Source organism: Jeotgalibacillus proteolyticus (genome assembly GCF_050107735.1).
Classification (GTDB): domain Bacteria; phylum Bacillota; class Bacilli; order Bacillales; family Jeotgalibacillaceae; genus Jeotgalibacillus; species Jeotgalibacillus proteolyticus_A.
In genome coordinates, this window is record NZ_JBNILO010000002.1 from 459660 (window position 1) to 483553 (window position 23894).

Genomic DNA, 23894 nt, shown 5'->3' on the forward strand with positions numbered 1-23894 from the left:
AGGCTTCTTAACTTTAAATAGCTCTTTTACCAAATCATGAGTAAATTGGACCTGGATTGATTGATGAGCATGAGGAGAATTATGAAGCGATTAAGGATAGAGATGCCGAGAAAGCTGAGGAATTAATGAAGAAGCATTTGCAGGCGGATTTGGATTTTTCGGTGCATGTATTGTAATAGAAAAAAGCGTTGATTGGGGATCAACGCTTTTTTCTCTTTATTAATCATTATATAAAGTTTTCACAAAAAAAGGACTACTTACCAAATATTTTTAACTTCATTAAGGGGCAACGTTTTTATTTTTCCCATTAAATTATTCATTTTTTTAGGAATTACAAGCTCACTATTTTTCAATTTATCATAATACTGTTTGGCTAATTTAGACAAGTTGAATAAAGCATCTAAATAATCCTTATTAATGTCAGTTATTGCAACTTCATAAATCTCTATACAATCGTGTAGCGAAGATATAATTACATCTCTAAATTTAGAGGTAATGAACATATCTCTGGTAATAATTTGAGGTAGATGCAATAAGATCGCTCTACTATTCTTTACATCCATGTACTTTAGAGACTTTATTAATTCTATAAGCTCTTCCTCAATAGTAATTTCTTCATTTTTGTATTTCTTATAAATTACTACTATATCTAAAGCAGAAAATGCCTGTGATGTATATTCTATAGATCCTGACATAATTTTCTTCATAATTTCTTTATAGTAATCTTTCCAGTCATCATTAATAAGCTTTTCAACAATATCTATACATAATGTTGAAGTTTCGGTTTCATTGAATACTAATTTTATTCTATTCACTAGGCTTGCTGTATTTTCAGTGTAATGGCCTTTAATAATTGCCTGAGTAATAACATAAGCTACTAGCTCACTTAATTTTGAAAAATATCTTATGGCCGTTTCACCTTGACCAAAGATATCAAACTTGTGTTCAATTATTAATTTCTTCTCATTTTCCACATAATCTAATAGATTTTCTATTATTGAATCTAACAGACTATTATTCCAATCTACTTCAGCAACATGTTTATCTCCAAAGTCTGATAACTCATAGAAATTATTAGTATATATTTGAATTTTATAATCTACACTTGTAAATCCATGAATAGCTCCTCCTTGTACACAACGAGGGAAATTGAGATCTCTTAGATAAGATAGATAAATTTCACTAAAATTAACCATTGAGCTATGCGGAAATCTCTCCCACGCCCAAATTGCATAATTATTCGAGATTGGAATACCGAATTTATCTGTTTGCTCCCAAATGGCATCTGAAAACTTGTCATTAAAATTATTAATTAAATTGTTGTCGCTCAATAAAACCATTTTAGTTAAACCTTTTTCACGTATGTTAGTGTCTTTACTTTTTATTTGGTTAATAATTTTTAATAGTAATTCATCAGATATTACCTCTCTTTGAATTACAGCATTTTTAATACGGTAAAAATATTCTGCTAAATGGACTTTGTGGTTAGTAGGTTGATTGATTATTTTGGTAAGATATTTTTCCATTATATTCGAGTTGAGATAATATGAAATACCACTTAAACTATGCTTTATTTCAGTTACATCCAGGTCACTCGCTTTTGGGATATCCTCATATATATTATCGAGAAACTTAATAATCCTTTCATCATCTAAGACACTACAAAACCTAGTTAAAACAATCATAATTGATTTTTTTGATATAAATTTCTTTGTATGATTGTCCTGTCTCGATTTTTGCATTTCATTTAGCATTAATAAAAGTTGGTCAAAGAATTTCCGAGTCCATTCTATATTTGATGTTACAATTCTTTCCTTTGTGAAAAACGACTTGATTACTTTAGGATCATTTGTCCTAACAATAAAAGACCATTTCCATAAAGGAACTTCACTAGCAGGAATGATTTTATTACATGCCTCGGCGATTAATTGTTTGTGATCCCTAAATACCGGCAGACACAGTCTGTCTTGAATTATTAAATAGCGAAATGTATTGGTAAAAGCCTTCATAACTTCAACTGGGGTTGTTCCATATGTATATGTGTAAGTGTTAGGATTAAAAGATTGAGATTCTCCGAACTTCTTATAGTCCTCTGCGAACAAACTGTTTATTAAATTATCTTTATTCTCGTTCAATATTTTCCTCACATTATAAAGGTTATTTGAGAATTCTTGATCCGAAAAATCATTTAAATTGGCCCCATATATATTTAAAGATCTTGCGCATAGGTTGAGATGGCTCATTATCTCAGCAGTCTTATTTTCTGAATATGATTTTTGAGCCAGATAGGCGGAACATTTTTTGAGTATCTCTAATGCCTCACGATTCATCTGTAATTGGCTTAATAAGCAGGCTTTTAATATTTGAGTTTCAACAGAGACACTCTCATCAATGGCATTAATATAATTCAATGCATCTAAGTAGTTAAATTCTGAAATATTACTTTTGCAACGTTCAATATAATATTCCGCTTTTTTGTGTTCATCAAAATGCGTCAAGTTATCGTCTATATATCCTATAACTTCATTGTATTTTATTGAATTACTGTCAATTCTATGCATCTCCGCTAAATACATTGCAATTTCAAACCACATCGTTTTAAAGTCGTTTCTTGCAGTATTTTTTGGCAAATTATCATAAGTATAAATACTCAATAATTCATCGAGGCGTTTGGCATCATCGTCCATTAATGGCATACAACATTTCCTTAATAAAATTGTTAGCTTGCTTATTAAAATAAATTTATTGTGATTGTTATCTAGACGAAGTACAAATTCAAAGTGTTCTTTTATTTTGCTATGAAAATCACCTATATTACTTGTAGGTAGTACGGAATACCGAGAAACCTCTTTTATAATTTCAGTTGTATAGTTGAGCATTTTTTGATAATACTCATCTGTATCAATTTCAATTAGTGGTTTATAAGACTTCCCAAATGGTATTTCTTCAAACAAATTCTTTTTATAACCATATTTTTTTAGTAATTCTAGGAATTTATCAATAGCATCATGATATTTACTTGATGAATTCCCTTCTACAAGACCTTCTATATTTACAACAGTAATACTTTGACTTTCTAACATTTTTCTTTCAAATTCACTCATCTCACTAAAGATTCCACAGAGATATATCTGAGGGCAATTTTCGCCCATATTATCCCTTAACCACCCTAACCAATTTAGAAAATTAGGATCATCCCCTGAAAAACCAATTAAGCAAAGCTGTGTTTCAAGCATAGACTGTTGGACAGTATTTACCAAAGGTGCATATTTTATAGGAAAAGTTCTATAATCCTCCTCACAAATAATATATGGTTTAGCATTGGGAATACTTCCATGCAACTTTATTATTCTAGGATGAGTGCTGCCAGGCAGATCATTTTGAGAAGTTAATATTTTATAATTCTTTTTAAGAGCAACATTTTCAATCGATTTTTCCAATAAAGTATCATAATTAGTAGTAAATACATCGTTCCAATTTAAATCTAATAATTTCACATGCAGGTTTCCTGGAAGGAACTTGTCATCTTTAATGTTTTCCTCAATGAATTTATCCAATTTATTTCTTCCGAAAGCAACTTTATATTCTTCAGCAAGTTTCAATACATTTTTCCCAGAGGTTTTCTTTAATAAAATCCTATTCCAATTCTCCTTTTCGTAGTCTGAGTCTGGGCATGGATATAAAGACTCGTACATAGTTTTAGCAAGTTCTTCCCAATTTGGGGATACAGATTGCTCTGCCAAACTTATTGCATTTTTTGAAAATCCTGCTCCAACCATTACTGAAGCAGAGCCGTATTTATTAGGATCATGTAATCTTTTAGCTATATCGTTTATATACGTATAAACTAATTCTGAATTCATTACTTTTCACTCCTTTTTATGATTTTACACCTATGATGTTTCCAACCCCGCAACCCCAAATCCCCCAGGCCCAGAATGCGTCGAAATCATCCCACCAGCCTGAATCCATCTCACATTTTTAAATCCATTCTCTTTCGCAACTTCATCCATTCGTTGCTTGATTCCTTCATCAAGACCAATCGAGTAAATCAGGTAAAGCTGCTCTCGATCAATATCAAATTCCTTTAAGTAATCACTAAAAAGCTTCTCCGTCGCTCCGCTCATTTTCCCGCGGTATTTCTTTGTGGAGACGAGCTTGCCATCTTTTAGTTCTATACATGGCTTTATTTTCAGCAGTGCGCCGATCAGGGAAGCCATGTTGCTGACGCGGCCTCCTGCTTTCAGGAATTCCAGGCTGCCTGGGATGAAGGCGAGTTTTGATTTTGGAACGACTGCTTCTATTTTTTCGATTAAGGCCGGTTCAATGTCAGGTTCTTTTTCTAGTAAATCAGCGGCATATAAGACAACTGCTGCTAATCCTCCGGTTACATTTAGTGCGTCGATCAGGTGGAGGCCTTCGAATTCTTCTGCAGCGATGACTGCGTTTTGAAAGGATGAGGATGCCTGTGATGTATAGCCGATATGTATGATGGTGCAGTCAGGGTACTTTTCTTTGATTGATGTGAAAAACTCCTGGTATTTGTGAATGTTCGTGGCGGTGGTGGAGGGTATTTTCTTCGTGCGGTCGTAGTAGTCATAGATGTCTGGGACTGGTAAAGAACCGTCCAGATAATCTTTTCCGTCCATAATGATGTGCATGGGAACGACTTGCAGGTTGTACTTTTCAACTAGATCATTCGGCAGATCGGCGCCGCTTTCGTTTGATAGGATGATGTTACGCATGTGAACTTCCCCTTGGTTGTTTGTAGCGTTTGTTTTTCCAGTTATTGCTTTAACTATACAGGAGATTATGGGATTAGTGATGTGACAAATATAATTTAATGAAAGAAACAGTGCTTATTCTCACTTTGTGTAAAAGGTTATGTTCACGAGTTGTTTTCATGGTGTCTTCGAATGCTTTAACTTAATGATTTTCATAAAAGAATGTCAGGTACTGTTAAATCGTTTCTTTTACTAGATTGTTATTTATTGAAATATAGATAAAAAAATGCCCCTGCCATAAATAACATTTTTAATTTCATTTGGTTTTCCTCTTATGAATTTAAGTATACCCATCTTTCCAAAGACCGTCTCTTTTTTTATTTTGTCTAGAACGTTCAAATCTTCTACCTTTCCATCCATGAATTCAACCACCTTTATTAGCATTTTCTACAATTATTTCTATTTTCCTTTAAATGATTGAAATTAGTAAAAAAAGATGAAAATAATATCTAATGTCCCTGTACATAACCATTAATCTTCTTGTTCTTATAATGAAGCAATTTATTTTATCTATGATTTTCTGCATGCAAATTCAATATTATTGGATGATAAATATTTAACTACAAGGAGTGCAAGTACTAATCAGATATTCAGAATCAAGGAACTCATCTCAAATAAGTATTGGCAGGTCATTCATAAAATGAGAACTAGTTTTGTGTATCTGAAAGGGATCACAGCCGGAAGAGCTGCAGCTTAATTACCGCATTACGTACATATCCCACAAACAGTGCATAGGATAATTTTATTAACTGTGAAGGGATTGAAAACAATGTCTAATGTTCCGAATTCATATTACTCATACACGGATACACCAATGTATACCGACAATATCCGTTCCGGCTACGGGAATTATCCTTACGGAACGAACTATACAAACAGCTATTATTCTTTTTCATATTCAAACGATGATTGGCGTAATGCATTAAAAGATTATTGGCCAAATCCATTTGTTATAAATATTAACGAGGCAACAAAGCAGAACAATACGTACCGTACTGCATTATGGACAGGATAGCACTTACAAGTGACGTTAATGAGTATCAACCCCGGGGAAGATATCGGTTTAGAAACCCATCCGCATGTTGATCAATTCCTGCGTCTTGAACAGGGACAGGGAATGGTCCAAATGGGCAAGGAAAAAAACAACTTAACATTTAGTCAAAATGTTTCCGACGACTTTGCTATTATCATCCCTGCCGGCACCTGGCATAATCTCACAAATACAGGCAGCACACCGCTAAAGCTTTATTCAATCTATGCTCCACCCAACCATCCTTTCGCTACGGTTCATGCTACAAAAGCGGACGCTGAGGAAAGTCATGGACAGAATCCCGTTATATCAGGAAAAACTCCGGATGAATGGGTTCAACACACTCAATTTTTAGTGAATGAGGGGCTGGAGGATGTTAAAAGAGGAATAAATGCCACGCATATTCTTCAGGAATTTATCCTAATGGGTGTTCTTGTTGGAAAAGGGTACTCACCTGAGGAAGCTTATCAAACTGTAGAAGATTGGGAACGCACAGGCGTATCCAAGCTTCTTCAGCAAAGCAAAAATATGTAGAAGCAGCTTAAAAGAGATCTTTAAGTAATAAATCTTTGGCATTAAAAGCCCTCTCAAATCGACAGGGCTTTCTGTATGTACAGGTTTCTTTTTACCATTTTCATGTCCAAACAGTATCTTTTCAGTTCTTTTTCACTTATGCATTTTAACGATAATAAGAAAACACCTATCTGTAACTTAAAACTAGTAAATTTTTGTAAAAAATTATAAAGAAGAATTAAGCAACACTTCTCTTTGCCTTATAATCATCCACCGCCAAAGCTATGAAGCAGACTAAGAACACCAATCCAATTAAAAATGACAAGATGGGAAAGGTTAAAGTAGAGATGATGTCAAAACCAGAGGGGTAAGAATTAAGGGAATCTGTATAATAGCCAGTAGTACCTGAGTAACTTGAAAAAGGAACCAGCTTTCCTTGTAATTTTGATCTTGTTTCCCAGGTGTAATCTTCTGTTTTTACGTTCCCATTTTCATTTATCGTGACCATTTGAAATGATTGGTCTTCTTTTGGCACTAACATATAATAATTATTTTGCGTGGTATTTAAAATAATCGCAAACGAATAGTCGTTTTTTTCTTTATCAGTAATTAGCCAATAGCTTATAAAGGGATCGTACTGATTAAGATTTTCTTCCTTATTATTAATATCAAATGTTTTTACTGCAGATCTTTCCAAAATCGTTTCCACGCGATTATTTATTGTTATCAATACATTAGCAAGTTTAACAACTTCGTTCATACTCTCAATGACTGGAGGTTGGTCTATTAGCTCATAAAAAAGATCTATTTCTATATTTTCAAAATTATATTTTGTGGAAATACCTTTCTTCATTAGATTTAACTCTGTAATCTCATAACGTTTATCCATTTCATATTGATATACAGTTTCTTTTACTAGATCATTATTTATTGAAATATAGATAAAAAATACCCCTGTTAGTAATAAAAAGATTTTTAATTTCATCTGTTTCTCCTTATAGACATCTCAGCCAGAAAGATGACTTATTGCTCTTCTTCTGCCCAGGGCTGCCGTTCGGTTTGGAAGGTTTCTCCCGTTGCTATGGCTTTTTCAATCATTGAGCCCAGATAAAAATCCTGCGCTGCCTCAGCAAAGCTGTAAAAGCCTTGTCCACCGGAAATGTAGTCTGCCATTTTTTCCAGGCAGGATGCGATGGCGATCTCATCATCATATAATCTGGCTGGTGCAAACGGATTTTGATACACCCATTTTTCTCCCGCTGTGATCCCTTCCAAAAAATAACCCTCCGCATTTTCCTGTTCTCCTTTATTGATCCGCTTCAAGTCCACAGTCATAGGACGATCAAAACGCTGCAGGAACACCAGCCGGTCATCAAATAATTCTCCCTTCGTGCCTCTCAGGGATAAATGGTTTGAGCGGATCCACGAGCGGTGCTGGTCTTTTGTAAAGTCATAAATGCCAAGCTTGCTGCCAAATGACACCCAGGCCAGATCACGTTCAGCAGAAATCACTCTTTCTTCCTCCGGCTTCCCGCTGCGATTAGGTCCTGCAGTAAGTGGAGAATGAAAGCGCATGGCTTTTATTTCAGCATTTTCAAAATGCAGGCCAAGCATTTTTCGCATCAGGCTTGCCCCATGATACAAATGTGAGATTGAAATAGTTGCTTCGGTTACCTCTCCAAGCATTCCTGAATTGATAACAGCAAGTCGTGCAACATTTGTTGGGTGAAGATGATATTGTTCGGCTACCTGCACTTTCGCTTTTTTTACATTAAGTTTTTCATACAACAACCGTAATTCAGACAAACTCGACCCGGGAGGAGTTTCTGTTAATACGGGTATGCCTATGTCTGCCAATTGAAGCAAATACTCGGCGCATGCGGAAGCGCTTACAGATATCACGATAAAATCCGGCTGCTCTTTTTTTAAAAGCTCGTTTACATTAGGATAAGCAGTGACTCCCCATGTTTCCTCCAAGTCTGCTGCTTTCTGTACGTCACGCACCACCATGCCTGCCACTTTGAATCTTTCCGGAAGCTCACGTGCGATTTTTAGATAATAGCCCGCCCGAAAACTGGAACCGCCAATAATGCTAAATGAAACAGGTTTTGACATTTTCACATCCCCTTTTATCAAAATATCCTGTGTTCTTAGGTAAATAATTTAAATACTTTAATTTGTTAACAATCGGTTTACAGTAAATTAATCCACTCTCGCTTTATTAAATTTTCTAGTTAATAAAAAGGAAATAGTTATTACTGCAACTATAAAAGTTAGTAATAAAACCAAATTATAGATGGTCCAAAACTAAGCCGGGAGCGTTTCCCAATATAGCCCACCACCTCCACTCGTTTTTTACCCAGAACCGTTAGCCATAGCTTACTTAACTATTTTACTTTACAACGAGAGACTTAAGTTTTTCTCCCCGTTCTTGATACGTAACTAAATGCCCGTTCAATTCCATTTGACCCGTTCCATCGTGTTCCTTTAATAGATCGAGTGTTTTTGCCGTAAATCCCCAATTCATGCAGCCTGATAACCAAACCAGGGACTGCAGCCGCACTAACTTCTCTTTATTCAAAAAATCTTCAGCACCATAGCCTTTTAATAAGCTTTGAGCAAGTTTCGGAGATCCCACATTATTTCCTATTCCATATGGCCGTGTGTACCACTTAATAAGCCATGCCAGCCCTTCCATTCGGTCTGTATAGCCAATATGTTCAAAATCAATGATTCCGGTTATGGTATTTGTTTCATCCCATAGAATATTGAGCGGATTGAGATCGGACTGCATAATGAAATCAAAATTTGAGGAAGCTGACCGCTCTATATGCTGTTCAGCTGTTTGTAAATACGTGTGAAGCATGGATCTTTCCTGGTCATTAATGGTGGAATCAGTCATTGCCGTTCTAATCATTTTAATAAATTTCTCATATCCTTCAAGATGGGAAACCTTAGGTAAAGATGCATTGTATGTATAAGTCATTGTATGATATCGGCGTACCATTTTCCCCATTTTATAAGCGACTTCTCCGGTACAGTGAGTAATATGTCTCCCTTCCATCCATTCGAAAAGAAGAAACCGGTACGCAGAATCTTTCCAGTTCAAGTGAATGTACGGATTTCCATCAGCAGGTGGTTTCCGGCGCATAAATGGGATTTCGTTTTCATTTAAAAAATCACAAAACTTCATCTGTTCTGTAAGAACATCATCCGTCAACTCCCCGAATACGTCATGATCATAGCGGTGAGAGCCTATGAATCTCGCAGAATAACATGTATTCTCTAACTGAATTTGAAAATGGTGATCTCCATGAAAATTTTCAGCTAGTTTTTCATACCTCGTTAACGCTTTTGGATTTTCCCCATATGCTTCAAGTGCAGTACAAATCATTTTTTTCTCGTTACTCACGTAATGCCTCCTAACGGCGACTTTTTAAGGAATATACTATTTAGCAGCATCATTTCCAATCTGTATAATAAAGTACATCTCGCCTCTGTAGCTCAAGAAGGGAAGAGCGCCGTAAAACATTGTAGCAGCGGGTCGCACAAGGCAAGGGTTTCAGAAGCACCGAAAAGCAAATGAGCTGAGACGGGTGAAATTCCCGTCGGTGAAATTCCGTAGGGAAGCGTGTTCCCCCCTGGTCTATGCTTACGAAAGGAGTGCGGGTTCGAATCCCGTCAGAGGCTTTTATTCGTTCACTTGCAAAATTTATCCTTCCACTTCTATCATAATACAAAAAGTTCCAGTCGGACATTGTTTGAATTAATTAAGTTAACAAAAAAAGAGACGGATTCACCACATTGTGAATCTGTCTCTTTGCACTGCTTCTTTTACCGGACCGGTTGTATTATTTTTTGGCTGTCCTGCCTCTTGTTTTGCCCGGGTTTTTACTTCCCATTTCAAACAGGCCCGTGGCACTGAGACCGGCTATGCCCCCCGCCCACAATCTCAGTGGAAGATCGAGTTCTGTTAAAGACGCGGACAATAATCCAATCAACAGTCCTACTCCAAGTGAAAGAAGCGGTATGTATTTTTTCGGTATCCGTACTAAACGTTTTACTACTTCAATTAATCCCAGAATGACCGGTGACAGGATGGAAGCAAACATCAGTACTTCTGTCGTCATTTTCAATCCACTCTCTTCTTTAATTTATTGGGTAATGAGAAGGGCTTATTCATCTATATGCTCTTTTTCTGGTTTTTACGTGCTCCTTTAAAAATTTTTACACTTGGCTTGGTCTTGGAGTGTTTAGCTTTCCTTTTAACCCCACGCTTTAACTTAATTGTTAATTACATTTAAGTTTAAATTAATCAAAAATTAACTCTTATTTACGAATATTAATTAATATAGTTAATTTAGTTAATCTATTAGTTAAAACTATTAATCTGTTAACCTTTTGTTAACTAACGTATATTTCGTAAACTTCTTTGATTTACTTTATAAACTAAAAAGTGTTATTGTTAACTTAATTAATTCTATTCAGATTGTGTGGTGCAACCAATGAAGAACGAAAAAATTACCCTTCAAACGCTGGCAAATGAACTCGGTGTTTCGAAAGTGGCCATATCAAAAGCACTTAACGGAAAGAGCGGCGTGAGTGACACATTACGTCAGAATGCCACTCAGCTGGCTCAAAAATTAGGCTATCCCCTTTCCGTAAATATTCCAGTGCCGGAAGAATTTGAAACTAAAAAAATAATGATTGTCATGCATGAGCACTCTTTCCGCAATGAAAGTTTTACCTATCCGAATTTGTACGGAGAAATGACGAAAAAATTTAATATAGCTGATCAGTACCATCATGAACTTTATCTCATTAATTCGGACCAAATTCATTCAGGTACGTTCCCTTTTAATTCACAGCATTGGGATGGCTGCTTCATTATTGGTGAACTGCCTGTACCGTATGTTCAACTAATACAAAAAACTATTCCATCCACTGTGCTGATTGATTTCTCCGTCCCCTCCCTGTCTATTGACTCTGTTGAAACCGAAAACTACCGCGCGTCGTACCAGCTGACATCCTGGCTGATCGAACAGAACCATCGTAAGCTGATCTTTGTTACGGATACGAATGAAACCCGCAGTAGTAAAGACCGCTACTTTGGGTTTTTAAGCAGTTTAGATCAGGCTGATCTCCTCCCCTCTTCCATTGATAGCGTGAAACTGAATTGGGAACAGGATGTTACTATTGATCTGAATCATCTGCCTGATGCCTTCGTCTGCTCAAATGACCGTACAGCCATGATCCTTACAAATCACCTTCTTAAACACAACATTGCTGTACCTGATCATGTGACCGTAGTCGGCTTTGACGATACCGCATACAGCACGATGCTTGATCCAGCAATTACAACGATGCAGGTCGATTTGTCAGAGATGGCAAAAGAAGCAATGAAGCTGCTTGAGGATCGCTTTAAACAGCCGGATCTTTCACCGCAAACCCGACTGTTGTTTCCGCATCTGCTTGAACGGCAGTCACATGCGGATAGATCAAGATAAACTCCAGCCCAAATGACAGGAATTCATACGAAAAAAGCGACATCTCATTCAAATCGAACGAGATGCCGCTTTTTCTTTTTACTGCTATGCTTTATGGCCGCCGATCAGAGTGGATCGATGAACGGCTGTTCCGGCAGGTGTGTAGGATACGGCGCGCAGAAGCGCTTTTGATCCATATTTGTTTCGGATGGAGTCCATTACGTATCCGAGCTGAATCTGCTTTGCTTTTTTTTCATTAAATAAGTCCAGCTGCATGTTTGAATCGGACACAATTTTAGACAGCGTGATGCTGATTTGTCTGACGGTTCGGTCCTTTTCATAAAACTCGTCGAATAAAAGCAGGCACACAGCGTAAATTTCCTGTGTAATATTGGTGGGGACTTCAATGCTCTTTTCCCGTGAAAAACCTCCCCCGCCCTCATCCTTGCTATAGCCGATGCCGAGTGAGATGGTTCTTCCTGCTTTTTTGGCGTCCCTCGCCCGCTTTGCCACATCCTCGCACATTTCTAATATGACATGCTTCACTTCTGTTGGATCTTTATAATCCCTCATTAAAATCTGGCTTTTTCCATAGCTCACCTGAACTTGCTTTTGCGTGACGGATGCGCCCGACAAGTCACTGAGGTCGATTCCCCAGGCATGATAATATAATTGATTGCCCAAAATCCCGAATTCTTTTTCCAGAGCGTCGAGGCGGTGATTGGCCAGTTCTCCAATTGTAAAGATTCCCATGCGGTTTAACCGTTTTTCAACCCGTCTGCCGATGCCCCACATTTCGGAAAGCGGCCGCACCGGCCAAAGCTTGGACTGTACATCGCTGTATTCCCACCGCGCTATGCCGCTGGGTGCTTTTTTACTTTCCAAATCAAGTGCCAGTTTGCTCATCAATGGATTTGGTCCGATGCCGATCGTACAGTAGAGCCCATACTCCTTCATCATATCGTTTTGAATCATTTGAGCTATTTTTTCCGGGCTTCCCCACAGGCTTTCCACTTTATCGAGCCGTAAAAAAGATTCATCTACGGAATAGGTGTGGACAAATTCCGGCGGGACGTACCGCCAGTATAATTTCGTGATTTCAACAGACATCTGCATAAAGTGGCGCATGTTTGGGTTCACAATATGAATGCCTGCATTGCGCGGAATTTCATAGTGCCTTGAGCCCGTTTTTATATTAAAATCCTTTTTCAGCATAGGAGAAGCCGCGAGCACCACGCTTCCCGAGGCTTCGGTGTTTCCTACAACCGCCAGATAGCATGTTAAAGGATCGAGCTTCATTTCCACGGCTGCACAGCTTGCATAAAATGATTTCATGTCAACACAGGCATAAACACGTTTGGGATATATTGAATAATCCATCTTCTTCACCTTTTCTTAAAGAGGAATAATTTCATCCAGATTCATTACACTAAGAAGATTGTTAAATGAAATAATATGTTCCTTGTGCTTCTCATCGTAAATCCGGTAATGCCTGTTGTGGTAGTCAATGAAGTGAACATACCCTCTTATTTGCGTAATGGCTTTGTTATGAAAAATTTTAAATTCCGAGAAGAAATTATATTCCATCGCTGCGAGGATGCTTTGTTCGTTTTCTTCGACCTGCTGTTCATCTAAAATCGGCTTTGGAACCTGTTTGTATTCTTCCTTTGCCTCGCTTAATAATTGAGCAAATTCAGGCAGTATCATTGCAGACTGCCATTTAAGATCTCCCCTGTCACGGTTCATTTCAAGCTCCCCCTTTCTTTTTCTGCTTTTTTGTACTCTTTGTCTTTTCCCTATACTGTATTATAGAACAAATGTTCGTAAAATAAACCACTATATAAAAAATAATCTTTTTTTGTCCTTAAATCTTTCAGCCAGTCCTGCCATATTTTGCTTGAGGAAGAAGGACGCTTTTCATCTGTAAAAAATACCCACGACTACTTATGTGAAAAGCGGGGTATAAAAAAGAATGCCATTCATCTTGTACCTGGCGCTTAGCTTTCTTTATTGAATAAGGAGAGCTGGGTGGGAGGTGATGAGATGGGTAAACTATATGGAATTGAGAAATTAATTGAGTATCTTGCATCAAAAAACTACCCCCTTTCTGATGAGAAGATTCGCACTCTAATCCATAAAAAAATAATTCCTCATCAAAACCCGGTTAAAGGAATGTATTCATTTGATATGAATCATATTGACTGGTGGGTAAATGAACAACGATCAAAAAAGTGAACAATAAAGCCCCGCTTTTATTGCGGGGCTTTATCCGTGCGGAGGTTTGTATGAAAAAAGCAATTGTAGTTGGTTTTCTTTTATTTGCTGTCATTATTGCCGGATCCATCCTGTCTGGAGTGCTGAAGAGTGAAAAGCAGCCGGTTGAGCATCAGGAGCTGGTTGCCCTGGGAGATTCACTCACGAGAGGCGTAGGTGATCAGGGCCAGGGGTATGCAGACAACCTGGAGAATTTATTGACCGAAGATCAGCATCATACGGTTACCGTTCATAATTACGGCATTCCCGGGCAGCAGTCTGACGGTCTTCTCGAGCAAATCAAGAACGAAAGTATTCGTGAAAGGATAAAAAAAGCAGAATACGTCATCATCTTTATTGGCACAAATGATCTGATTGAAAGCAACGGCGGCGATTTAACAGAACTTAATCTGTCTGCCATTGAGCGCGGTCAAAAGGATTATGAATCCAATATAAAAGAAATTTTGAGCATTATCCGGTCTGAAAATCAAAACGTACCTATTTTAATGCTTGGCCTCTATAACCCCTATCCGGAAACAGAGGAGCTTAATGAAATTGTAAAGGATTGGAATCGTACGACTGTAAATGTGACTGCTGAAGAAGAACAATTGAAATTTATTTCAACGAATGGATTATTTGAAGAAAAATCCACTGAATATTTTAGTGATAAGCTTCATCCGAATGACAAAGGATACAAGCTGATTACCGAAAAGATCGTTGAGGAATATAATTTTTAATTGTAATCTGTAGGCGCTGGGACAAAACTAAAAGAAGTATAAAAATGATGTAGTATCTATTAATAGTATGAGGTGAGCGGAGCGAAAGGTGGCGACTGCAGGATATGACGGCAAGCTGAGACTTCGCAGGGCAGGGCCCAAGAAGGCTCAGCGCCGTCCCTGCGGAAAGCGTCCACCTGGAGCGCAGTGGACCGGTCAAGGAGTCTGAGACACTTTTGTCCCAGACTCTTTATTATGTATCCCGTACCATCCATGACGTCGTCAGGCCCACCAGACAGATGACAAGGCACGAATAAAGAAAGCTTTCAATCCCCACGATTCTGTACCCGAGCAGTACAACGAACCCATCCACAATAAAGATCACTATCCCAACATTAAGCTTCACAACCGCAGCAATCATCTGAGCAAGCAAATCGGTTCCGCCTGTACTCGTTTCATGTCTCAGCATGGTGCCAATTCCCACCCCGATAAAGAGACCTCCAAGTATCGCACTGAGCGGCAGCGAAAAATCAAACCAGTACCTAAGCGGAGAAAGCCAGTCAATTAACAGGGATGAAACCAGCAATCCATGCAGACTGTTGTAAAAATAAGTCCGTTTTTTAAACCAGGCATAAATAAATAAGGGTGCACTTAAAAAAATCATGGATAATCCCGCCTGTATATCCCAAAAATAATGTAGAATTAAAGCAAGGCCAATCATTCCGCCATCAAGCAGCTGATAAGGGACAAGGAAAGCATTTACGCCAAAACTGAGGAAAAGACTTCCAATAAGAATTGCTGCGCTTTTTTTAACCACATCTTTCCCCTTCTGCTCTTTATTTTTATCCGTGTTTTCTACGTAAATTTGAGAAATGAAAGCGGAACAAACGCTGAGGCGGCCGGGCTTTTTTTACATACGCTATAACAAAGACAATAGACCAGAATCTGTTTTACAATATGAGACGAAGTGAGAGGGTACGATGAGCACAATCCTGCTGAAAAACGCGTTAATTTATCCCATAACAGCTCCTATGATCGAATATGGAGATGTATTGATCGAGAACGGAATCATTAAAGAGGTAAGTGAGAATATTCTTCCTCCGGAAAATTGCACGATTTACGATTGCTCCGGGCAGCATTTGATCCCAGGAATGATTGACGTGCATACTCATCTGGGACTTTACGATGAAGGAACCGGCTGGGCCGGCAATGATGCCAATGAATCCATTGAGCCTATGACGCCTCACATCCGTGCAATTGACGGCATTTATCCTCTGGATGAAGGGTTTCGCAATGCGATCGCACACGGCATTACAACGGTGAATGTTCTGCCGGGCAGTGCCAATGTGATCGGCGGTGTCAGTGCCGTTATTAAAACATATGGGAAAACCATTCAATCTATGATTGTGAATGAGGCATCCGGCCTAAAGCTTGCGTTGGGAGAAAATCCTAAGCGGATGCATAGCAACGGCAACAACGATTCGATTACCCGGATGGGCATTATGGGCATGCTGCGGGAAGCATTTTATCACGCGAAGCATTGCAGCAGCCCTGAAGATCTGCGGCTCTCTCCTATAAAAAAAGCGTTAAAGCGGGAAATTCCTGTACGTATTCATGCACACCGGGCAGATGATATTGTTTCAGCCATCCGTTTTGCTGAAGAGTTCGGACTTGATTTACGAATCGAGCATTGTACAGAAGGTCACCTGATTATAGAAGAACTGAAGCGTTCAAACAGCAAAGTATGCATTGGACCGACATTTACCCGCAAATCAAAAGTGGAGCTTAAAAATAAATCGTGGAAAACCTATCATCAGCTTGCAGATGAAGGAATCGATATCTCGATTACGACCGATCATCCGTACACCCCTATTCAATACTTGAATGTCTGTGCTGCTATCGCAGTAAGAGAGGGATTGTCGATTGAAAAAGCGCTTGAAGCCATCACAATGGGGCCCGCACGAAACCTGGGCATTGATAAGACAGTAGGAAGTATTGAGCCGGGAAAAGAAGCAGATTTAGTTCTCTGGAGCCACCATCCATTTCACTTTATGGCAAAGCCGTCCTTTACAATGATAAAAGGAATGATGGTCTATCAAAGTGAATAAACTATTTACAAAATCCATACAAAAAAAGTACTAAAAAACTATTTTCAAAACAAGATTTTTTTTGTATGATTTAAATGCAAATATGTAGAACAAACTACTGGTAGTTTTAATACAATGATGCCATGGGACTGTTTTGAGAGTCTTTAATGGAGGGAAGGCAAATGGTGCGCCACCAGGTTTTTGACTGGTTCTAGTGGGTTCGATTCCCACCCCGAAATTTTTTATGAACGTTATGAAAAATTTCGAGGGTGAGTATCACAGTTCCTGCTAGGATACTGCCCTTTTATGGAGGGGTAAACCATGATCAAAAAACGAGACATCCACGAAAGCCACGCGCTTTTCGAGTTGATGGTGCATCCAGACGTCTTCCCTTTTGTGCGTCAAAAAGCTCAATCAGCAGATGAACTGTTTTTCCTGACCAAACAAACGCTAGAAGCAGAAGAACGGGGAGAAATGATTTCAAGAACCATTGTGGACGAATGGGGCTCCCCGATTGGAACCATTAATTTATTTGATGTAAAAGACGGTGCCGGTTTTCTCGGTACATGGCTTGGCAAGCCTTACCACGGGAAAGGCTATAACCAGCCGGCAAAGGAAGCATTTTTTCAGGAGCTTTTCTACGAACTGGGCATTGATACCATCTATATGCGCATAAGAAAAGTGAACTTCAGATCCCAAAATGCTGCTTTAAAGCTCCCTTATGTAGTCCTGGCAAATGAGACAAAAAAGCATATCTACGATCAGCTGAATGCAGCTGAGGATGTTTATAATTTGTTTGAGATATCCAAAGACCTTTACACCTTCCATATGATGCGTCAGCACGATAGTATTCAGGAAGAAGAAGCGCTTGAAGCATAAAAAAATCCACGTGCCTTGCACGTGGATTTTTTCTATTACAACCGAATCAGTGATGTTTTAATTTCTGTCCGTTCATTCAGAATCTCAATTGCTTTATTGTTCAGGTTATCCAGTTCAATTGCCTGAACAAGCACTTCTGCCACATCAGCACGGGTAATTTCACCTTCGCGGTTCTGCAGTCTTTCGCTTGCACGAATCTTCCCTGTTGCTTCGTCATCTGTAAGCAGACCGGGTCTGACAATCGTATACGTCAGGCCGCTTTTTTCCAAATGAGCGTCTGCTTTATGTTTAGCATCATAATACACTTCCATTGCTTCATCAAGGTCAAGCTCAGATGGATCTCCCGCACCGATTGCAGAAAGCATGATGAATTTTTCAACGCCATGCTCTTTTGCTAAATCAACCGCCTTGATGGCCCCTTCCTCATCGATCGACTTTGTTTTATCCGGTCCTGTATTTCCACCGGATCCGGCTGCAAAGATGACAATATCCACCTCTTTAAATGCATCGCTGAAGTCTTCTTCAAGGTTTCCAAGGACAGGCAGCGCCCCAAGTGTTTCCATTGTTTCCTTTTGTTCTTCCTTCCGCACCATTCCTTTTGCATAATAGGCACTGCTGCGGGCTAATTTATCAATCACCATCTTACCTGTTGTTCCGTTTGCTCCGATTACTAATACGTTTTTTTTATTTTTCACGTTTCTTCAATCCCTTCTGTTTACTGCAACTCTAAACTCTCTACCCCTCTCTCTGCCTCCTAAAACGCATCGATGTTCTGCCTCGGGAAAAAGGAACCGAGCTGCAAGTCAAAAAAAATGCCGGAAAACCTTCCGTATGATTAGAAGGTTTTCCGGCATTAAGCCTTTTTATAGATGTAAATGATGCCTCAGCCTTTAGTTGACTTGGAAAGCAGGGCAATTTCATCTGTCATTTGATCAATGGTATAGGATGGCGGAGCTTCCTCCATTTTTTCGACCATGGTCCACTGCTGGTCCCGAAGCTGCCGCACAGTGGTTAAAAAGCATTCCTGTGACAGGTCCTGTTCCTCAAGCTTTAGAGCAAATCCCTGCTGGACGAACGCGTTGGCATTTAAAATCTGATCTCCCCTGCTAGACTCTTTTGATAAAGGAATCAGCAGCATTGGTTTTTTCAAAGCCAAAAATTCAAAAATAGAATTAGATCCTGCACGGGATACGACAAGGTCTGTTATTTCCAGAAGATGGGGCAGTTCTGTCGTAACAAACTCGTATTGCACATACCCTTCTTTATTCGTTTGCATAATATTTCCTTTTCCGCATAAATGGATAACAGAAAAATGTTCAAGCAAAGAATCCAGTGAATCACGAACCACCTTATTGATGCCTTGAGCACCAAGGCTGCCGCCCATGATCAATAAAACAGGCTTTGAAGCGTGCAGCTTTGTCAGTTCTTCCCCTTTTTTTCTTGATCCGGTGAATAATTCCTCACGGATAATGGCGCCTGCACAAACAGAACGGTCAGCAGGCATAAACTGAAGCGTTTCTTTGAAGGTCGTATAAATTTTTGTAGCAAATGGCACAGCTAATTTATTGGCAAGTCCCGGTGTTACATCTGATTCGTGAATAGCTACCGGAATTTTCGCCATTTTTGCTGCAAGCAGCACCGGCACAGAAACAAATCCGCCTTTTGAAAAAATGACGTCTGGATTTTCTTTTTTCAACACACGGTATGCCTGCATAACGCCTGCTAGGACACGGAATGGATCCGTGAAGTTTTTAATGGAAAAATATCGTCTTAATTTTCCGCTGGCGATCCCGTGGTACGGAACCTCCGGAAACTGGGTGGTAATCATATCTTTTTCAATCCCATTATGCGAACCGATATAGCTGATCGTCCAGCCCTTTTCTTTGAAACGGGGTATTAAGGCCACATTAACGGAAACATGCCCTGCAGAACCTCCGCCTGTAAATAGTACTCGCTTTGTCATAGTCTTACTCCAATCATGAATTGTTTACTAGACCATTATACACATATTCACTCAACTATTCGTGCTTTTCTTTGATTTTGTCCGATCTGCATCTTTCTTCTTATGCTGATCAATGATTTCTTTTGCGACATTCAGCCCACTTAACGTTACCATTGGAGACCCGCCCCCTGGATGAGTCGTTCCCCCGACATAAAATAGACCGGCTGTATCCTTGCTTGCGTTGCGGGGTCTTAAAAAAGCATCTTTTTTCTTATGAGATGAAACTCCGTACAAAGCCCCTTTATAAGCATGGAATAAATGCGCAATGGTATCGGGGGTGTAGACTTTTTCTGCTTCAATCTCGCTTCGGATCGGAATTCCCTGTTCTTCGAGCCGGCTGTAAATGGCTTCCTTATAGTGAGTGACTGCCTCTTCACTTTGCATTTGAACAGCCGGTGCATTCACCAGGATAAATAGATTGCTGCCTTTGGAGATGCCACGGTCAGTATATGCACTATGGGAAATATATATGGTTGGATCCTCCGGCAGTTTTTGATGGGTGAAAATATCCTGAAATTCCTTGCGGTAATCCTCCGGAAAGAAAACATGATGGTGATGAATGTCTTTTTGAAAGGTCTTTAATCCGGCAAGGATGACAAAAGCGGAAATGGAAGGCTCATAGGCGTCAAGCTTTTTAGTTGAAAAGGATGGCCGGTCTTTTTCTTTAATTAACTGTTTCGTAGCGGTAATAAAATCGCCATTAATAATGACCGTCTCTCCTATAATTTCCGTACCGCTTTTAAGCTGCACCCCGGCTGCCCTTTGATTTTCAATCGTAATCTGACCTACTTCTTCATTCAAATGCAAAGCGCCGCCAAGCTTTTTAAAAACCTGTGAAAATGCATCCGCGATTTTGGTGTTTCCTCCTTTTACGGTAAATACGCCTTCGTTCATTTCCAAGTGTCCGATTAAAGAAAATGTGGCCGGACTTTTATAAGGAGAAGATCCGATGTACGTGGCGTAGCGGTTAAATACCTGGAGTATATCCGGGCTGGAAAAAAACCGTTTATGAAAATGATCCATGGTTTCAAGAGGTCTCACAGAAAAAAACGCTTTGGTTAATCCTGGGGATAAATAATCTAGCCAGCTGTGAAAAGAGCGGTGGAAAAAACCTGACTCCGCCTGCCCGTAAAGTCTGTTCACTTCCTTTAAGTATCGCCAATAATTTTTCGCTCCATATGGATCAAGTTTTGCGAGCTGGCTGATGACAACATGGGGATCAATGGATTGAATAAATGAGTCCCCTGATCGAAAAACATTTTTCGTGTGATGATCGAGGCGGATCAATTCCAGATAGTCGTCCATCGATTCACCAACATTAGAAAATACCCTCTTAAACACTCCAGGCATCGTGATGGTGTTAGGTCCAAAATCAAAGGAATAGTCATCTATTTTTACCGGCATCATTTTCCCTCCGGCATGTGCATTTTTTTCGATAATCGTTACTTCAAATCCGGCATGCTGGAGCTGAATTCCGCAGGCAAGTCCACCGAGTCCTGCCCCGATTATAATGACTTTCTTCATTTATAGGTTCTTCCTTTCCACTCATAGCCTTTTTGCGTTAACGATCTGAGCATTGAGGACCACAGCAGCATGGTCAGCGCCACTGAGGATATCGGCATTAAAAGAAAATGCAGCCTGGTTTGCCTTGTGACACAGTCAATAATCGCTGTTTGGATAAAAACCAATAAAAGCGGGAGGAGCCATGTCCAATCTTTTGTCCACAAGAACGCCCCTGCAAGCAGCAATGGCGCAAAATAAAAGACAAGATAAAATAAGCTCACAAGCATTGCGGTAAACGGCGATCTGCCAAGGCCTACATAAATATTTTTTAAAAATCCGTTCCACACTTCTTTATTTGTCTCATACATAAAGCAGGTAACAGAGGGCGCCACGTTTGCCAGAATCGCTTTATATCCCCTTTTTTTTAGTGTCCGGGTAATTTGAATGTCTTCAATAAGAGAGCTTTTCACTGCACGGTGGCCCCCGATTGCCTCATACGCCTTTCGCTCAAAGAACATAAAAGCCCCGTGTGCTGCTGTGAAAGCGGGATATGTCGTTTGATTAGCGACGATATTGGGCAGATGAAAAAAAATAAAAAAATGCTGAAGCGGCACAAGCAATTTCCCAAGAAACGGTGTAACAGGAAATCTTGGAAAACCAGTCACCAATCCTGCTTGGTTCTTTTCCATAATGTGCAAGGCCTGATGAATCACATTAGGTTTGACTCTGACATCGGCATCCAGGAAGAGCAAGTAGTCTCCGCTTCCTTTTTTGCTTAACTGCTCGCAGGCATGAACCTTGCCAACCCAGCCTTCTGGCAGCGAATTGCCTGAAATCACGGTGAAACGGGAATCTCCTTTTGTATGCTGATCGAGCAGTTTCTGAGTCCTGTCAGTTGATTGATCGTTAAGAATAATGACTTCAATAGATGAATACTCAATTTCTTTAACAGACGTGATCAGACCCTCTACATTTTTTTCCTCGTTTCTCATTGGAATTAAAATAGAAACCTTGCCACTCTTTGTGTGAGAGGTTTTTTTAAACGCAGGCATGGTGAAAACATTGACCAGTGTCAGGATCACAAAAAGTACGAGTAGACTATTCAGCAGCATTATCATGTCTGGCGCCTCTTGTTTAAGGGGCTTTTCATCCACTGCAGCCATTCACTCGATGTCCTGCTCCCTTTTTTCATTAATTGATATGGCTCGGTTCGATCCTCAATCAAGTCTTTCTTGACGCTGTCCACCAATTTTTCATGCATCACACGCATATACTCTGTTTTTTGCTTTCTGTTCATAGACTGTAAATCTTCGTTTTTTAATGGGCTGCCTATGCGAATAAACAGCTCCGGGCGCTGATCATGTCTGAAGGTGTAATACGAAGCGACCGGAATAATCGTGATATCATCTGCCTTATCATGCAAATAGGCCGGTCCATTCATGTACGTAAAAGGTCTTTTTTCAATATGTTCTTCTTTTCCCTGAGGAAAAATCCAGACACTTTTTTTCTCCTCTAATAAGGTAGAGGCTACTGTTAAAGAGCGCAGTAGATCCTTAGGTGACGCAGGATCAACCCCGAAAGCCCCGATTCTGCCAAAAAATCTGAATTCCTCCAGCCCTTTCTTGCTCATTAAGGCGTAAGCATCTTCTTTCAACACCTGTTTATTTAAATAAAAAATGAGCAAGCCATCCCACCAGCTTGAATGATTCATGCTATAAAGCTTCGGACCAGCAGGAAGATCTCCGCGGCAGTCGTCAAGATAAATTCGATAAAAATGCTTTTTTAGTTGAAAATGCAAAAAATGAACCAACAGCTTTTCTGAGCGGGGAGACTTTACAGGTTTATTCACGAAAAACCAGCCTCCCTCCTGCATACGCTGCACTCAATGTAACGGTTATGGCGGCAAGCGTTACACCGACAGCCAAATAAAGCCCTGCTACAAGAGAGGTCACAACAAACATCGCAATCATCATGGCATAGAGCCACTTCATCCGAGTGCTCCATAAGGAGTCTGATTTGCCTTTTTTAACGGTCAGCCATATGTATAATAAAATTTGAATCCCAAATGATACGGAAAACCATCCGATAAAGTTTTGATTCGGAATTCCGTAGTAAGGTCCTGTGTTTTCCCATACCCAGTATTCCTTTACTACAAATGCAACCGGATCGATAATTAAATCCATCCCAACCGCAAGTGAAGAAGTGATCACAGCGTACAGGAGCATTCTTACGAGTGAAAATGAGTGCTCCAGCCATGGGCGCACAATCGCCATTGAGGTAAAGATGACCATCACCCACGCGAATCCAATCGTTAGTGGAACACCAAAAAGCTGAATGCCAAAATCCTTCTCATAATGATAAGCACCAAACACCCAGCCATATTTGACACCGAGAGATTCAGCCCACATCGTAAAGGCCATAATGGCAGCTGAAAAAAGTAATCCCGGCCCTTTCCCAAGGGTTTTCACTGCATAAATAACAGCCAATCCGCCGGCTAAATAAAGAAACACAGCATTTGCCCATTCTAAAAAGGGCGGAAGCAGATCAAATCCGACTAAAATAATGCCAAAACCATACCAAACTAAAAAAATTCTCCAAAGCCATTCCATGCTCCAACAACCTCCAGCTTTTAATGCGCTAA

Annotated in this window: 22 protein-coding genes and 1 pseudogene; 7 read left to right on the forward strand and 16 right to left on the reverse strand. The window is 39.6% G+C overall.

Going from position 1 to position 23894, the window contains the following annotated elements; genetic code table 11:
• The first annotated feature begins 56 nt into the window (after positions 1–56).
• Positions 57–176, forward strand: coding sequence for an FCD domain-containing protein (locus ACQCT8_RS05125; protein ID WP_426869051.1), 120 nt, complete (start codon positions 57–59; stop codon positions 174–176).
• Positions 177–257: 81 nt separating this feature from the next.
• On the opposite strand, the gene ACQCT8_RS05130 is transcribed toward ACQCT8_RS05125, so the two are convergent.
• The 3 genes from ACQCT8_RS05130 to ACQCT8_RS05140 all read right to left on the reverse strand — a co-directional run bounded on the left by ACQCT8_RS05130 (position 258) and on the right by ACQCT8_RS05140 (position 5144).
• The gene (locus ACQCT8_RS05130; RefSeq protein ID WP_426869053.1) at positions 258–3863 is read right to left on the reverse strand and encodes an SIR2 family NAD-dependent protein deacylase; all 3606 of its coding nucleotides are present in this window, start codon (positions 3861–3863) and stop codon (positions 258–260) included.
• Positions 3864–3893: 30 nt separating this feature from the next.
• Entirely contained in the window at positions 3894–4745 is an 852-nt protein-coding gene (locus ACQCT8_RS05135) for a DegV family protein (protein ID WP_426869055.1), read from the reverse strand.
• A 243-nt stretch (positions 4746–4988) separates the two neighbouring features.
• Positions 4989–5144, reverse strand: a complete 156-nt coding sequence (locus ACQCT8_RS05140) for a hypothetical protein (RefSeq protein ID WP_426869057.1) — start codon at positions 5142–5144, stop codon at positions 4989–4991.
• A gap of 409 nt (positions 5145–5553) precedes the next feature.
• Between ACQCT8_RS05140 and ACQCT8_RS05145 the strand changes: the two are divergent.
• A pseudogene (locus ACQCT8_RS05145) lies at positions 5554–6108 on the forward strand (cupin domain-containing protein); the annotation flags it as partial.
• 457 nt (positions 6109–6565) lie between these two features.
• On the opposite strand, the gene ACQCT8_RS05150 reads toward ACQCT8_RS05145, so the two are convergent.
• The 4 genes from ACQCT8_RS05150 to ACQCT8_RS05165 all read right to left on the reverse strand — a co-directional run bounded on the left by ACQCT8_RS05150 (position 6566) and on the right by ACQCT8_RS05165 (position 10457).
• A complete protein-coding gene (locus ACQCT8_RS05150; RefSeq protein ID WP_426869059.1) occupies positions 6566–7312 on the reverse strand; it encodes a hypothetical protein in 747 nt (248 codons plus the stop codon).
• A gap of 38 nt (positions 7313–7350) precedes the next feature.
• Positions 7351–8442 carry a Gfo/Idh/MocA family protein gene (locus ACQCT8_RS05155; protein ID WP_426869061.1) on the reverse strand — a complete coding sequence of 364 codons (1092 nt, stop codon included), beginning with the start codon at positions 8440–8442 and terminating at the stop codon, positions 7351–7353.
• A 277-nt stretch (positions 8443–8719) separates the two neighbouring features.
• Positions 8720–9739, reverse strand: a complete 1020-nt coding sequence (locus tag ACQCT8_RS05160) for a phosphotransferase enzyme family protein (RefSeq protein ID WP_426869063.1) — start codon at positions 9737–9739, stop codon at positions 8720–8722.
• A 439-nt stretch (positions 9740–10178) separates the two neighbouring features.
• The gene (locus tag ACQCT8_RS05165; protein WP_426869065.1) at positions 10179–10457 is read right to left on the reverse strand and encodes a holin; all 279 of its coding nucleotides are present in this window, start codon (positions 10455–10457) and stop codon (positions 10179–10181) included.
• Between the two features lie 375 nt (positions 10458–10832).
• On the opposite strand from ACQCT8_RS05165, the gene ACQCT8_RS05170 reads away from it, so the two are divergent.
• Complete coding sequence (locus ACQCT8_RS05170) at positions 10833–11834, forward strand: LacI family DNA-binding transcriptional regulator (protein WP_426869068.1); 1002 nt, start codon at positions 10833–10835, stop codon at positions 11832–11834.
• 84 nt (positions 11835–11918) lie between these two features.
• Here ACQCT8_RS05170 and ACQCT8_RS05175 read toward each other — a convergent pair whose 3' ends face one another.
• Positions 11919–13193, reverse strand: coding sequence for a DNA polymerase thumb domain-containing protein (locus ACQCT8_RS05175; protein WP_426869070.1), 1275 nt, complete (start codon positions 13191–13193; stop codon positions 11919–11921).
• A gap of 15 nt (positions 13194–13208) precedes the next feature.
• Positions 13209–13559 carry a YolD-like family protein gene (locus tag ACQCT8_RS05180; protein WP_278239245.1) on the reverse strand — a complete coding sequence of 117 codons (351 nt, stop codon included), beginning with the start codon at positions 13557–13559 and terminating at the stop codon, positions 13209–13211.
• Between the two features lie 297 nt (positions 13560–13856).
• Between ACQCT8_RS05180 and ACQCT8_RS05185 the strand changes: the two genes are divergently transcribed.
• Together ACQCT8_RS05185 and ACQCT8_RS05190 are read left to right on the forward strand one after the other, a co-directional pair.
• Positions 13857–14048, forward strand: coding sequence for a hypothetical protein (locus ACQCT8_RS05185; RefSeq protein WP_426869072.1), 192 nt, complete (start codon positions 13857–13859; stop codon positions 14046–14048).
• Between the two features lie 50 nt (positions 14049–14098).
• A complete protein-coding gene (locus tag ACQCT8_RS05190; RefSeq protein WP_426869074.1) occupies positions 14099–14803 on the forward strand; it encodes a GDSL-type esterase/lipase family protein in 705 nt (234 codons plus the stop codon).
• A gap of 232 nt (positions 14804–15035) precedes the next feature.
• Here ACQCT8_RS05190 and ACQCT8_RS05195 read toward each other — a convergent pair whose 3' ends face one another.
• Complete coding sequence (locus tag ACQCT8_RS05195) at positions 15036–15599, reverse strand: YitT family protein (RefSeq protein ID WP_426869076.1); 564 nt, start codon at positions 15597–15599, stop codon at positions 15036–15038.
• Between the two features lie 163 nt (positions 15600–15762).
• On the opposite strand from ACQCT8_RS05195, the gene ACQCT8_RS05200 reads away from it, so the two are divergent.
• Together ACQCT8_RS05200 and ACQCT8_RS05205 are read left to right on the forward strand one after the other, a co-directional pair.
• The gene (locus ACQCT8_RS05200; protein WP_426869078.1) at positions 15763–16890 is read left to right on the forward strand and encodes an amidohydrolase; all 1128 of its coding nucleotides are present in this window, start codon (positions 15763–15765) and stop codon (positions 16888–16890) included.
• 300 nt (positions 16891–17190) lie between these two features.
• The gene (locus ACQCT8_RS05205) at positions 17191–17748 is read left to right on the forward strand and encodes a GNAT family N-acetyltransferase (protein WP_426869080.1); all 558 of its coding nucleotides are present in this window, start codon (positions 17191–17193) and stop codon (positions 17746–17748) included.
• Between the two features lie 35 nt (positions 17749–17783).
• Here ACQCT8_RS05205 and ACQCT8_RS05210 read toward each other — a convergent pair whose 3' ends face one another.
• The 6 genes from ACQCT8_RS05210 to ACQCT8_RS05235 form a co-directional block, all read right to left on the reverse strand.
• Positions 17784–18443: an SDR family oxidoreductase gene (locus ACQCT8_RS05210; RefSeq protein WP_426869082.1), complete on the reverse strand. Its 660-nt coding sequence runs from the start codon at positions 18441–18443 to the stop codon at positions 17784–17786.
• A 188-nt stretch (positions 18444–18631) separates the two neighbouring features.
• A complete protein-coding gene (locus tag ACQCT8_RS05215) occupies positions 18632–19711 on the reverse strand; it encodes an undecaprenyldiphospho-muramoylpentapeptide beta-N-acetylglucosaminyltransferase (RefSeq protein ID WP_426869084.1) in 1080 nt (359 codons plus the stop codon).
• A gap of 51 nt (positions 19712–19762) precedes the next feature.
• Entirely contained in the window at positions 19763–21274 is a 1512-nt protein-coding gene (locus ACQCT8_RS05220; RefSeq protein ID WP_426869086.1) for a phytoene desaturase family protein, read from the reverse strand.
• A complete protein-coding gene (locus ACQCT8_RS05225) occupies positions 21271–22371 on the reverse strand; it encodes a glycosyltransferase (RefSeq protein ID WP_426869088.1) in 1101 nt (366 codons plus the stop codon). The genes ACQCT8_RS05220 and ACQCT8_RS05225 overlap by 4 nt, the downstream gene beginning before the upstream one ends.
• Complete coding sequence (locus tag ACQCT8_RS05230; protein WP_426869090.1) at positions 22368–23102, reverse strand: lysophospholipid acyltransferase family protein; 735 nt, start codon at positions 23100–23102, stop codon at positions 22368–22370. Before ACQCT8_RS05230 ends, ACQCT8_RS05225 begins: the two co-directional genes overlap by 4 nt.
• Positions 23095–23862 (reverse strand): carotenoid biosynthesis protein, encoded by a 768-nt coding sequence (locus tag ACQCT8_RS05235; protein ID WP_426869092.1) that lies wholly within the window; start codon positions 23860–23862, stop codon positions 23095–23097. The genes ACQCT8_RS05230 and ACQCT8_RS05235 overlap by 8 nt, the downstream gene beginning before the upstream one ends.
• Positions 23863–23894 lie beyond the last annotated feature (32 nt).